The organism is Corynebacterium drakensteinense (assembly GCF_041224285.1).
GTDB lineage: Bacteria > Actinomycetota > Actinomycetes > Mycobacteriales > Mycobacteriaceae > Corynebacterium.
In genome coordinates this window covers 1-12,460 of record NZ_JAXOFP010000012.1, presented here as the reverse complement: position 1 = coordinate 12,460, position 12,460 = coordinate 1, and the positions used below count along the sequence as shown (strand labels likewise).

Annotated in this window: 11 protein-coding genes; 7 read left to right on the top strand and 4 right to left on the bottom strand. The window is 56.9% G+C overall.

What is annotated here, in order from left to right:
• Positions 1-180 precede the first annotated feature (180 nt).
• The gene (locus U1140_RS07845) at positions 181-2,397 is read right to left on the bottom strand and encodes an NADP-dependent isocitrate dehydrogenase (RefSeq protein WP_369847033.1); all 2,217 of its coding nucleotides are present in this window, start codon (positions 2,395-2,397) and stop codon (positions 181-183) included.
• A 143-nt stretch (positions 2,398-2,540) separates the two neighbouring features.
• Between U1140_RS07845 and U1140_RS07840 the strand changes: the two genes are divergently transcribed.
• The 6 genes from U1140_RS07840 (at position 2,541) to U1140_RS07815 (ending at position 8,388) form a co-directional block, all read left to right on the top strand.
• A complete protein-coding gene (locus tag U1140_RS07840; RefSeq protein ID WP_369847032.1) occupies positions 2,541-3,788 on the top strand; it encodes an MFS transporter in 1,248 nt (415 codons plus the stop codon).
• A gap of 83 nt (positions 3,789-3,871) precedes the next feature.
• Complete coding sequence (locus tag U1140_RS07835; RefSeq protein WP_369847030.1) at positions 3,872-4,807, top strand: exodeoxyribonuclease III; 936 nt, start codon at positions 3,872-3,874, stop codon at positions 4,805-4,807.
• Positions 4,808-4,880: 73 nt separating this feature from the next.
• Complete coding sequence (locus U1140_RS07830) at positions 4,881-5,726, top strand: trimeric intracellular cation channel family protein (RefSeq protein WP_369847029.1); 846 nt, start codon at positions 4,881-4,883, stop codon at positions 5,724-5,726.
• Positions 5,727-5,784: 58 nt separating this feature from the next.
• A complete protein-coding gene (locus U1140_RS07825; protein WP_369847027.1) occupies positions 5,785-5,976 on the top strand; it encodes a hypothetical protein in 192 nt (63 codons plus the stop codon).
• A 154-nt stretch (positions 5,977-6,130) separates the two neighbouring features.
• Positions 6,131-7,162, top strand: coding sequence for a tryptophan--tRNA ligase (gene trpS / locus U1140_RS07820; protein WP_369847025.1), 1,032 nt, complete (start codon positions 6,131-6,133; stop codon positions 7,160-7,162).
• 116 nt (positions 7,163-7,278) lie between these two features.
• On the top strand, positions 7,279-8,388 hold the full coding sequence (locus U1140_RS07815; protein WP_369847024.1) for a YhjD/YihY/BrkB family envelope integrity protein: 1,110 nt from the start codon (positions 7,279-7,281) through the stop codon (positions 8,386-8,388).
• Here U1140_RS07815 and U1140_RS07810 read toward each other — a convergent pair.
• Complete coding sequence (locus tag U1140_RS07810; protein ID WP_369847023.1) at positions 8,354-9,718, bottom strand: D-alanyl-D-alanine carboxypeptidase family protein; 1,365 nt, start codon at positions 9,716-9,718, stop codon at positions 8,354-8,356. The genes U1140_RS07815 and U1140_RS07810 overlap by 35 nt on opposite strands.
• A 112-nt stretch (positions 9,719-9,830) precedes the next feature.
• Between U1140_RS07810 and U1140_RS07805 the strand changes: the two genes are divergently transcribed.
• Complete coding sequence (locus tag U1140_RS07805; protein WP_369847021.1) at positions 9,831-10,865, top strand: amidohydrolase family protein; 1,035 nt, start codon at positions 9,831-9,833, stop codon at positions 10,863-10,865.
• Here U1140_RS07805 and U1140_RS07800 read toward each other — a convergent pair.
• On the bottom strand, positions 10,862-12,112 hold the full coding sequence (locus tag U1140_RS07800) for a hypothetical protein (RefSeq protein ID WP_369847019.1): 1,251 nt from the start codon (positions 12,110-12,112) through the stop codon (positions 10,862-10,864). The genes U1140_RS07805 and U1140_RS07800 overlap by 4 nt on opposite strands.
• Before the next feature lie 62 nt (positions 12,113-12,174).
• On the bottom strand, positions 12,175-12,460 hold a 286-nt coding region (locus tag U1140_RS07795), incomplete at its 5' end, for a C40 family peptidase (protein WP_369847018.1).

Sequence of the window (12,460 nt, the reverse complement as noted above, 5' to 3'; positions counted from 1 at the left end):
CGAAGCTAGTGGCGCCGTTTTGCAAATAGGCGCCGAAAACTGGGCGTTTTTACCCCACTATTTGCAAAAGAGCGCCAGATTGCAGCGAAAAGCACCCGGAGCAGAAACTCTGCCCCGGGTGCTTCAGCGCTAATGGCGTACCTTCCGCTTATTAAGCGCTCAGGTACGCGCGAAGAACACTTACTTCTTCAGCTCTTCCATCAACTGGTTGTAGGTAGCAGATGGGCGCATAACCTCAGAAGCCTTTTCCTCAGATGGCTGGTAGTAGCCGCCCAAGTCTGCGCCTTCGCCCTGTACGTCGAGAAGCTCGGCGTCGATCTTGTCGGCCACCGCAGCGAACTTCTCCGCGATTGGTGCGAAGTGCTCAGCCAGCTCGGAGTCTTCCGACTGTGCCGCGAGTTCCTGTGCCCAGTACATCGCTAGGTAGAAGTGGGAGCCACGGTTGTCGATCTCGCCGACTTTGCGCGAAGGGGACTTGCCTTCGTCGAGAAGCTTCTCGGTGGCCTTGTCCAGGGTAGAAGCCAAAACGTTGGCTTTTTCGTTGTCGTTCTTGGCACCTTCGTGGCGGAAAGATTCCGCCAGCGCCAGGAACTCACCCAGCGAGTCCCAGCGCAGGTGGTTTTCTTCCAGAAGCTGCTGTACGTGCTTCGGAGCCGAGCCGCCGGCACCGGTCTCGAACAGGCCGCCACCGGCCATCAGTGGCACGACGGACAGCATCTTCGCGGAAGTGCCCAACTCCAGGATCGGGAACAAGTCTGTGTTGTAGTCACGCAGAACGTTACCGGTTACTGAAATGGTGTCCTCACCGTTACGCATGCGCTCGACGGACTTCTTGGTGGCCGAAACCGGATCCATGATGGTGATGTCCAAGCCCTCGGTGTCGTGATCTTCGAGGTACTTGTTCACCAGCTTGATCAGGGTGGCGTCGTGGCCACGGTTTTCGTCCAACCAGAAGATGGCTGGCATGCCGGAGGTGCGTGCGCGGGACACAGCCAACTTGACCCAGTCCTGGATTGGCTCATCCTTCGTTTGGGTGGCGCGCCAGATGTCGTTTTCTTCCACGTCGTGGGAGATCAGAACCTCACCGGCGCTGTTGCGGACCTCGACGGTACCTGCCGATGGGATTTTGAAGGTCTTGTCGTGGGAGCCGTATTCTTCGGCCTTCTTTGCCATCAAGCCGACGTTTGGCACGGTACCCAGGGTGGTTGGGTCGTACTGGCCGTTTTTCTGCGAATCTTCGATAACGGCCTGGTAGACACCGGCGTACGAGGAATCTGGGATGATGGCCAGGGCATCCTGGGTCTCGTCGACCTTGTTCCACATCTGGCCGCCGGTCTTCATCATCGCTGGCATGGAGGCATCGACGATGACATCCGATGGAACGTGCAGAGCGGTAATGCCCTTGTGAGAGTTGACGTAAGCCAGCGGGCCGCCGTTTTCTTGCGCCTGCTCGAAGGCCTGCTTGATCTCGTCGCCGTTGTCGAGCTTGTCCAAGTTATCCAGGATGTGACCCAGGCCGTTTTCGCCGTTGAGGCCGGCTTCGATCAGTTCGTCACCGTACTTGTCGAATACTTCGTGGAAGTACGCGCGCACGACATGGCCGAACAAGATTGGGTCGGAGACCTTCATCATGGTCGCCTTCAGGTGCGCCGAGAACAGCAGGTTATTGTCCTTGGCAAATGCCACCTGCTCGCGTAGGAAGTTATCGAGAGCCTTGGCGGACATGAAGGTAGCGTCGACGACCTCGCGGTCTTCGACCTTCAGGCCTTCCTTGAGCACCTTTTCCGAGCCGTCAGTGCCTTTCAGCACAAACTTGAGCTCGTCGGCACCGTCGATGATCACGGATTTCTCATTGTGGGCGAAGTCGTTGTCATCCATGGTGGCGACCGCAGACTTGGAATCTGCTGGCCAGTCCTGCATGGAGTGTGGGTGCTTCTTAGTGAAGTTCTTCACGGCCTGTGGTGCACGGCGGTCGGAGTTACCCTCACGCAGCACTGGGTTCACGGCCGAACCCTTGACCGCGTCGTAGCGCTCACGGATGTCTTCTTCTTCCGCGTTGGCAGGCTTGTCTGGGTAATCAGGAAGGTCGTAGCCGTCTTCCTGGAGCTCCTTGATGGCATTTTTGAGCTGCACCAGGGAAGCCGAAATGTTTGGCAGCTTGATGATGTTGGCCTCTGGCTTCTGTGCCAGCTCACCGAGCTGTGCCAGGGCGTCGTCCATCTTCTGGTCTTCGCTCAGGCGTTCTGGGAACTGCGCGATGATGCGGCCCGCCAGTGAGATATCGGCGGTTTCGACATCAATGTTCGCGGTGGAAGCAAAAGCCTCCACGACTGGCTTGAAAGAATAGGTTGCCAGCAATGGGGCTTCGTCGGTACGGGTCCAAATAATTTTCGCCATCTGAGACTCCTTGGAATGTTTCGTCACTAAACTGTCGCGCTACCAGGTTACCTATAAACCGATTTGTCTGCCGTTTCGTGGCGCGTACCACACAACCGCTGTATGACTAGGCGCCTATGAATTTTCGGCGTAGGGTCTCATGCGTGCCACACCTGAGTCATTTGCGAAAAATAGCTGCTAACCCCCGTCGTCGAACCTTGCCCCGCCAAACGGAGATCAGCGAAAAGCGTCGCTATCTCGTCATGATTGCGCTGGGCTTGGGCGGATTTGGTATTGGTGTTACCGAATTCGTGTCTATGGGTCTGCTGTCGTTGATTGCGCAAGATTACGGCATCACTGAAGACACCGCAGGTCGCATTATTTCTCTGTATGCGCTCGGCGTGGTCATTGGTGCGCCTGCAATCACTGCGGTCACAGGCAAAATTCCCCGACGACGTTTGTTGCTGTTGCTGGTCGGAGCCTTCATCGCCGGCAACTTCTTATCGGTTATCGCGCCGAGCTACGAACTCTTGCTCGCCGCACGTTTCTTAGCCGGTCTACCGCATGGCGCGTACTTTTCGGTTGCTGGTTTGTCGGCTGCTTCGATGGCGCCAGAAGGCGAGCGCGGGCGTGCGATTTCGTTTGTATCCATGGGTCTGTCGTTCGCTACCGTCGGTGGTGTTCCTGCGGCACAAGCGTTGGGACAGGCGTTCGGCTGGCATGCCTCATATGTCTTCGTCACCGTCGTCGGCCTGATCACCTTGATTTCGCTGTGGTATCTGATGCCACACATGGTGCGCATGGGAGCAACGTCTGTGCGTACTGAGCTGGGTGCACTGAAACGCAGCCAAGTGTGGCTCACCCTAGCGATGGGCACGGTCGGCTTTGGTGGCATGTTCGCTGTCTATACCTACATTTCCTGGACGATGACCGAAAACGCCGGGCTCGATCCGTCACTGATGTGGATCGTGCTCATGGCTTACGGCATTGGCATGGTCGCTGGTACGTGGTTCGGTGGTCGCGTCGCCGACTGGAACCTAGAAAAGGGCATCTTGTTCGCGCTGGCGATGATCTGCCTGGTGCTTGTTGCTTTCTACTTCACCTCGTCCAGCCCATGGCTGGGAACCATTAACTTCGGATTGGTTGGTTTCTTCGGTTCCACGCTGGTGCCGTCGTTGCAGATTCGTTTGATGGATACCGCCGGCGATGCCCAAACGCTGGCCGCTGCGTTGAATCACTCGGCACTGAACATGGCGAATGCTGCCGGTGCTGCGCTGGGTGGTGCCGTGATTTCTGCGGGCTATGCTTACAATGCACCTTCGCTCGCCGGTGCAGCACTGGCCGTTGCCGCCATCGTTATTTGGTTCCCAACTATCTGGCTTCGCCACAAATCATTCACCAAGACTGGTTAAAATCACCTCGGCTACCTGGCCGTAGCTTCACGCCCGACCGGCTAGTTTCTGTGGTGTGACGCGCACCCTATACAGTGGGTGCCATGTCTGAACCTCAGCTAACGGTAGCCACAGTTAATGTCAACGGCATTCGTGCCGCCTGCAAGAAGCGTAACGACGACAACCTAGGCATGAATCACTGGTTGGATAACACCAGTGCCGATGTTGTTCTTCTGCAAGAAGTCCGTGCGACTCCGGAACAAACCGAAAAGGCATTAGCGCCCGCTTTGGAATCCGGCTGGCATCTGGTGGTTGCCGATTCTGAGGCGAAAGGCCGCGCCGGGGTGGGGATCTTGTCACGGAGCCCGCTTGTCGACGTCCAGGTGGGCTTCGGTGGCGAGAGTGCGTTTAATGCTGCGGGGCGCTGGATCGAGGGCACTCTGAACTCTAGCTTCGGCGATGTACGTGTCGCCTCACTCTATCTGCCTTCAGGTGCGCAAGGAACCGCCAAGCAAGATGAAAAATACGCGTTCTTGGATGAGTTTGATGGCATCTTGGCACAGCGCGCTGCTGCCCACGAAAATATGGTGATCGGTGGCGACTGGAATATCTGCCACCGCAGTCAAGATCTGAAAAACAACAAGCCGAATGAGAAGGTTTCTGGCCACTTGCCGGAAGAGCGCGCCTTTTTTGATTCCGTCTTCGGTATCTTCCCGGACGAGACCGCGCAGGAGAAGAAGTTCCTTGGCGATTACCAAGGCGTGGTCGACTATTCAGCGAATACGCAGCGCGAACCAGCCACGGACCCGCAGTGGTTTGATCTTGCGCGCCGTCTGAACCCGGATCCGGAACAAGACGGCCCGTATACCTGGTGGACCTATCGTGGGCAGGCATTTAACAACGATGCCGGGTGGCGCATCGATTACCAGGCCGCGACGCGCGCCATGCTGGAGCGGGCAGCAAAAACTTGGGTTGAAAAGGCTCCGGCCGTCGAACAGCGCTGGTCGGATCATTCGCCATTGCTGGTGGAATTTCATTAGAGATGGCCGTCGTGAACGTTGGTGGATGGCACCAACGCCGAATTTCGCACTAAAGACCTAAGGACGTGCATTCATGAGCGTGACGACGTTATTGACCGCGACTTATGTCGTCGGCATTTCTGCAGAAGCGATGACAGCGGCGTTATCCGCCGGCCGCCAGCGCCTCGATTTTTTTGCGGTCTCCTTGCTCGCCGCGATTACGGCTTTTGGTGGGGGAACCGTGCGCGACGTGTTGCTTGGGCATTACCCGCTGGTGTGGGTGGATAATCCGGTATACCTGATCATCGTGCTGGTCGCAGCAGCGATAACGGTTTCGTTGTCGTTTTTCATGCACTATTTCCGTTCACTGTTTTTGGCGCTTGATGCCGTGGGCTTGGCAGCGTTTACGGTGTTGGGTACCCAGGTGGCGTTGTCGGAAGGCCATGGGCCATTGATCGCTATCGTGGCCGCGATTTGTACCGGTGTCTTCGGCGGAATTTTGCGCGATATCTTAAGCGACCGTGTGCCGCTGGTATTTATGGGCGATTTGTATGCAGCCTGCGCACTGATCGGCTCGGTGACTTATATGGTCTTGGAACAATTAGGTGCCCCACCGGCAGTGGTGATTCCCGCAGGGCTGATCGTGACATTCGCTGTACGCATGTGGGCAGTGAAGTACAACAAGTCCATGCCAATTTTCGCGTATAACGACGAAAATCAGCCGGTGGATCCGCGCCTGCGCCTATCTGCGCAGTTTGTGCGCGAAACCGCGCGAAAAGCGAAATCGAAGGTTGCTAGGGGCATCAAGCCGGATTTGTCGAAAAATGACGATGGGGATAAGACCGATGGGGATAAGGCGGATGCGGAAAGGGCCAAAGCGCACGAGCCCGATGCGCACGGGGTTGATGAAAACGAGCGGCCAAAATCGTCGGAAAGCTAGCGAGCTGCTAATATTGAAGAGACTTAATTTCTGATACTGACTGGAAAGAGAATTCAGTATGATTCGCGTTTTATCCTGGCTGATCATCGGCATTGCCATCCTGGCCGGCTCGATTGTCTGGTACCTGAACGTGCAGTTCTCCATGGCAGGGCTGGTTTCGGGTATCACCATGGGCATCGGTGGCGCGTGCATCGTTGCTGCTTTCGCCACGGCGTTGGATATATATTCTCCGACTTCCCGCAAGGTTTAACCGAAGCCGACTAGCACATCGCTAGATTCGCGCCCTGCTGGCTGCACTGTCACCAGCAGGGTTTTTGTGTGCCAGAAACCACTTAAAGACCACTGAAATACCACTTAAAGACCGCATTAAGTGTCACGTTCAATACTGAGTAAAGGATAAAAAGATGACCGCATCGGTGCCTATTACCGACAAACCGCGTGTGCTGTCTGGCATTCAGCCAACCGCTGATTCGTACCACCTTGGAAACTACCTCGGAGCCCTGAAGCAGTGGATCGAACTGCAGAATGATTTCGATGCGTTTTATTTCATCCCGGACATGCATGCGTTGACGGTGGAGCAAGACCCGAAGCAGTTGCGCGAGCGCACCTACGCCGGTGTTGCGCAGTTGATTGCGTTGGGCATTAATCCGGAGCGTTCCACGCTGTTCATCCAGTCGCATGTGCCAGAACACGCTGAGTTGAACTGGGTATTGCAGTGCCTGACCGGCTATGGCGAGGCCGCACGCATGACACAGTTTAAGGACAAATCCGCTAAGCACGGTGAGGAGCGCACGTCGGTGGGCCTGTTTACCTACCCGATGCTCATGGCTGCCGATATTTTGCTCTATCACCCGCAGTATGTGCCCGTGGGGGAGGATCAGCGCCAGCATTTGGAGCTTACCCGTAACCTAGCAGAGCGGTTCAACACGCGATCCGGCACAACTTTCGAGGTGCCAGAACCATTCATTCCCGAAGGTTCGGCCAAGATTTACGATCTGCAGGATCCGACGATCAAGATGTCGAAATCCACCCCACACCCCAAGGGATTAATCAACCTGCTGGATCCACCAAAGACCTCCGCAAAGCGCCTGAAGTCCGCCGTGACTGATGACCGAGGCGTGATCGCCTTTGATCGTGAGCAGCAGCCGGGAGTTTCCAACTTGCTTACCATCCAGTCCGCCTTAACCGATACTCCTGTCGATGATCTGGTCGCTTCCTATGAAGGCAAGGGTTACGGCCACCTCAAGGTTGATACTGCTGATGCGTTGGAAGAATTCACGAACCCGTTGCGGGCTCGTTACGACGAACTCATGGACGATCGTGCGCAGCTGGGCCAGATTCTTGCCGACGGTGCGGCGCGTGCACGCGAGGTCGCTTCGGGCGTGCTTGCCGACGTCTACGACAAGGTTGGTTTCTTACCAGCGCAGCCGCGTTAGCTACGGATGCGTTAGAGTGAGGAAGCAAAGCTCACAGAGAAAATCCAGGGCCGTGCAATCCAGCGCAAACTAATGCAAGCCAGCGCAAGACCATTACCAACTTAAAGGACACTGAAGTGGCAGCCACCACCACAAAGTCAGCTGAGAAAAACCAGGACAACTACGGCATCGAACGCGTGCGGGACGATGATCCTGGCTTCGTCGAGAAAATGCGGCACAAGTCTGATTTTTTCGACCACGTCATGCGCACTGTCGAGCGTTATGGTGCGCAGGGTGGAAATCAGTTTGCCGCTGGTATTACGTATTTCTCGGTGTTGGCGGTTTTTCCGATTGCGATGTTGATCGTTGCGGCTGCGGCGCAGGTCTTGGCGGGCCGTCCAGAGCTTTTCGCTAGTTTCCAGGATCAAATTACTGAATCGCTGGAAGGGCAGATGGGCGAGATCGCCAACGAAATCCTGGAAGGCGCGGTGGAGCGCCGTGGTGCGGTGGCCGGAATTGGTGGCTTGACTGCGCTGTGGACCGGCCTGAACTGGATGCATAACCTGCGTGCCGGTATTTCCTCGATGTGGAACATGGATCCGAACGACGGGGCCAACTTCGTCGTCAAGAAGTTCAATGATTTGCTGGGCCTGATTGGCTTGATCCTGGCATTCGTCATTGCTTTCGGCATTACCGCTGTGGGTTCGTCTGGCATTGTTTTTACCGTTTTAGAGTGGCTGAATGTTGACGATGTCATGCCAGGGTTGAACTATATTCTGTTCTTCTCCGCGCTGTTCGTTGGTATTCTGGCGAACTTCCTGGTCATGTGGTGGCTGGTGGTTATCCTGCCGCGTAAGAAAGTGCCCAAGAAAGCCGGCTTCATTGGTGCATTGCTAGGCGCACTTGTTTTTGAAGTGATCAAGCAGCTGTTTACCGTGATCCTGTCTTCGGCCACAGGTAGCCCTACCGGCGCGATCTTCGGACCAATCATCGCTTTGATGATCGTGTTGTATTTGATCTGGCGCGTGGTGCTCTACGTTTCGGCGTTTACTGCAACCACCAAGCAGGCACGTGCAACTGAGGAAGTTCCGGTGCCAGAACCTGCGGTCATCCGCGTGCGCAACGAGGTGAAAAAACGTCCATCGTCGCGCCTGCTGCTCGGAGCAGGTGCAGGACTGGGTGCTGCCGGTGGTTGGGCAGTGCGCCGACTGTTTACTTCCGGCGGCGGAGAAAAAACCCGCCGATAGCGGCGGTGCCTGCTCCGGCAACAATCACCGTGAGCACGCCCACGAGCGCTGCCCACGCCGGCACGTCAGAATCACTGGCGCCGCCGACGTTTTCTGTGTCACCGTCGGCCGACGCATCCACGGAATCTTGCGGTGCCGGGGTTGCGCCTTCGGTCAAGCCCGGTTCGGTGTCGGAATCCGCAATCGGGGTGAGCTCGCCAATCTCGGTTCCTGGTGGCACTGCAAAACCAGCGTGCAGAAGCTTCTGCGCTTGTTCCCAGGCGCGTGCCTTGTCGACGGTGGTATCCAAAATGATGGCCATCAACCGGCGCCCGTCGCGGTTGAGTGCGCCGACAAAAGTGTGGTTGGCATCGTCGGTATAGCCAGTTTTCCCGCCCATGCCGTCTGGGTCATACAAAAACAGATGGTTGTCGTTCCACACCTCGAAGCCTTCGTGCTCGCCGAAGCCTGGAAACTCGATGAACTCGGTGTTCACGATCCGGTCGAAAGTGGGATCTTGATAGGCCGCACGATAAATCAGCCCCAGATCATAGGCAGAAGCCGAGTTACCGGGGGCATCCAGACCGGAATAGCTCGCAGCGTACGTGTCGGTGGTACCCAGCTCGTCGGCAAGCTCGTTGATCTTGCGCAGCGTCGCTTCGTCGCCGCCGAGTTCCTGTGCCAGAGCGTGCGCAGCATCGTTGCCTGAGGCCAACAACAAACCATGCAGCAGCTGTTCGACGGTGTATTCGCCATTCGCGCCAATCCCGACCCGGGAACCAACCTGGTCGGCCGATTCCTGCGTAACGGTCACGGTTTTGTCCAGATCCAGCTCTTTGATCGCGACCAGCGCCAGCAACGCCTTGATGATCGAAGCCGGACGATACCGCCCGTGCGGATCTTTGTGCGCGATGATCTCGCCGGAATCAATATCGGCGACCAGCCACGCCGAGGCGAGTACGGACTCATCAACCTGAAAACCTGGAGCAGTGCTCACCCCACAGTTTTGTTTCTCTAGCGGCGGCAGCGGGGTAGGGGAGGGATCGCCCGGCGCGACTGCCTCAGAGGTGGTTCGTGCTTTGGGCGGGTGAACGCGGTTTGGGCATGAGCTGGTATCCGGGGCTTCTTCGCGGCTGAGTGGTTCCGGGGCTTGCTCGCCTGGCGACGCGCCGTTGGCATCGTCAGCGGGGCCTTCCAGCGGGGTGGGTTCTTCCTGCTGAGCGTGGGCGTACGGTGTGCCCAGCGGGGTCTCTAGGGCGCCGAACATCGTGGTGCCAGTAACTATGCTGGTGGCCACAAAGGCTGCGCAACACGTAGCGACAGCGCGGCGGCCGGGTGTGCAGTCATTCATAACAGGCGATAAGTTTACTCGCAGTTATCCCCGCATTGCCTGTTGACTAGGGTGGGGCGGGCAAACTGGCAGGTGAATTTGGTGCGGTGCCATCGGCGGTACCATCGTGTGCATGATTGAGACTCCTGCTATTAGCCCCGAGCACAAAAATTTCGCCGCGCAGCTGATCAACGAGCTGCCGAAGGTCACTATTCATGAACAGCTGCCCACGCTTGCCGACGATGGTTCCACGGTGACCACTCGTGAGCAGCTGGCTGCGCACATCCAGTCGGTGGTGAAAAGCTACCGCGACGACAATGTGGTTTACCTAGAGCTACGCGTGGTAGTGGAGGATTTTTGCCACGCGGATTTCTCGCTTGCCGACGCCTTCGCCACCGCGGTGGATGCCGTGGCCGTGGAAGGTATCCAGGCTCGGGTGGTGGCTACTACTCGTCTTGGTGGTGCTGCTGGTGGTAGCGAAGCAGCGGGCAATATCACCGAGCTTGTCGATCTGGCGCTCGCTGCCCAGGGCGATCCGAACTTGGCGGGGGTAGGTTTTATTCTTGCCGACGGTGCTGCTAGTTCCGGCGAGGCAGAACTAGCCACTGCTTGCGAGAAATTGCGCGCACATTATCTGCCCTTCGTCATCGATGGTCTCGGGGATATCGCATCCATCGCTACCGCTGTGCAGTTGGGAGCTGTGCGACTCGGCCGCCCGCTCGGACTGGTGGATGATTTTTCCGCGGATATGACGGGCATCGTGCCAGGTGCGGTTTCTAGCTGGGTGCGCGACCGCGGCATCACTGCCGAAATGACACCGGTGCACGACCTTGTCGACGATTCACTTGGCGAGGCCGCCGTCGACGAGCTGCCGGACCACCCGCTGCCGTTGCTGCAGCAATTGGGGTTCAGCTGCACGATTTCTGCCGGAGATCTGCGCAACGGTAGCTGCAGTGCCGTGATGAATGCATTGACCGAGACCTTCGGTTACGGCCTGGAAGAGTTTTTCGATCTCACCGCGAAGGCGGTGCAGGCCAGCTTTTTGTCGGAACCTGCCCGCCAGCAGCTGTTGGAAACCCAGATCTTGCCGCGATATGAAAAACTGGCCGACGCAGAATTGCGTCAGCCAGATGAGGATGCTGATGATTCAGATGCGCCGGAGGATTAGAACTTCGCGAAGCGCTTGACCAGCATTTCTTCCAGGCCTCGCCACCCTGTGGAGTGGTCGGTGTACGGCTTGGAAGGAACGTAGCCGCTAGTTTGCTGCGAACCCAGCATGTAGCCCAGGTAGTCCTGGAAACGTGGATTAGCCAGCATGTATGAGTTGATGGAATCATCCCCGGCCCAGTCGGCAGCATCGGCAAGCAGCTCGTAGCAGGCCGACATCTGCGGTATATCGACCGCCTCAGGGCCTTTTTCCATGTCTTCGGACAGACCTTGGAAGCTATAGGCGTTATCGCGGTGGACGGTGACCTCTAATTCGCCGGCGTTGGCGGCGGTGACGATGTCTTCCCAGGTTGCGACTTTTGCCAAGTCATGTTCGTCGTTTTCGATGATCCAGCGCAGTAATTGCCGACCGGTCGGGAAAGTGTTGATGGTGCCGAAGCGGCCCAAAAATACCGGTGCGCCATCGAGGTAGCAGCGCAGCGTGTACACGGATTTGCCATCGACGGTGATTTTCACTGGATCGATACCGGCGGCTGCCCAGGCAGAAGAATCGTAAGGATCAGCGGCTTCTGCCTGACGCTTGCGTTCTTCTTCCCGCTCGGCGCGTTCCTGATCTGCTTTTTCTTGCGAGGCCTGCAGACGTTTTTCGGCATCCGCAATGGCATCTTTATCGACGGTTGAGAATTCTGCAGTGACATCGACGATGCGCACGCTATCCGCCAAGTTGGATTCGATTTTTTCCCAGTTCGTCAGCACCGCGCGGCCGACCGATGACCATTCGGAAAGTCCATGTTCACCGGAGTAGTGTTCGGCGCCGCGTTGTACGTTGTTGAGCACTGAGTGGGTCGAGAAAAAGATCATCGTGTCATCATCAGCGCAGACGTTGCCGAGCGCTTTGGTGAGCGACAAGATTTTTGCCGCGGTCGCTACCGCGTCGTAGGAAGGCCGCTCGGCCAGATAATGCGGCAGACCGATGAGATCGTAGTGGTCGCGATCTTCTGGGGTGGCACGGTATTCTGGGAGCTTGGCGAAATCGTCCCATTTCGGGTGATCACGTAGGTCATGCTTGGTGGCGTTTTCCAAATAAAGCAGCATTTCGGCAACCGTGGGGAAAACCACTACGTTGTCGTCGTCACCAAGAAATGCTTCCCATTGTGAGCCGTTTTCTTTCCATGTCGGAGCCCATAGCGTGTAGAAATCACCGTTATTCAGTGAGAGGGAAACCGGGATGATTGCGCGCTTAGTCATGGGCACTAAGTTTAGCGAACCCAACTATGCTGTGTGCTGTTAAGTTGCGTGCAGTGGCTGCGTTATGCGGTGGGGCGGTAAAAGCCGTGGAAGTTCATGTCCAAGTTGTTGGTGCGCAATGGTGATGTGGAAACCGGACTACCCGCTTCGATAAGTTCGCCGTTGCCCGCATACATCGCTACGTGCCCATCCCATACTGCGAGATCTCCTTCGCGTAATTCGCTGGCAGAAATCTGTTGTCCAACGGCTTGTTCGTGTGCCATGCGCGGTAGGTCGACACCTGCTTGTCCCCATGCCCATTGCGTAAAGCCGGAACAATCAAAGCCCACCCCTGGGGTTGTCCCACCC

What these genes read in the sequence shown, in the direction of transcription:
- trpS (WP_369847025.1), top strand. Translation starts at nt 6,131, where the DNA reads ATGACCGCATCGGTGCCTATTACCGACAAACCGCGTGTGCTGTCTGGC.
- U1140_RS07835 (WP_369847030.1), top strand. Translation starts at nt 3,872, where the DNA reads ATGTCTGAACCTCAGCTAACGGTAGCCACAGTTAATGTCAACGGCATT.
- U1140_RS07830 (WP_369847029.1), top strand. Translation starts at nt 4,881, where the DNA reads ATGAGCGTGACGACGTTATTGACCGCGACTTATGTCGTCGGCATTTCT.
- U1140_RS07825 (WP_369847027.1), top strand. Translation starts at nt 5,785, where the DNA reads ATGATTCGCGTTTTATCCTGGCTGATCATCGGCATTGCCATCCTGGCC.
- U1140_RS07800 (WP_369847019.1), bottom strand. Translation starts at nt 12,112, where the DNA reads ATGACTAAGCGCGCAATCATCCCGGTTTCCCTCTCACTGAATAACGGT.
- U1140_RS07810 (WP_369847023.1), bottom strand. Translation starts at nt 9,718, where the DNA reads ATGAATGACTGCACACCCGGCCGCCGCGCTGTCGCTACGTGTTGCGCA.
- U1140_RS07805 (WP_369847021.1), top strand. Translation starts at nt 9,831, where the DNA reads ATGATTGAGACTCCTGCTATTAGCCCCGAGCACAAAAATTTCGCCGCG.
- U1140_RS07845 (WP_369847033.1), bottom strand. Translation starts at nt 2,397, where the DNA reads ATGGCGAAAATTATTTGGACCCGTACCGACGAAGCCCCATTGCTGGCA.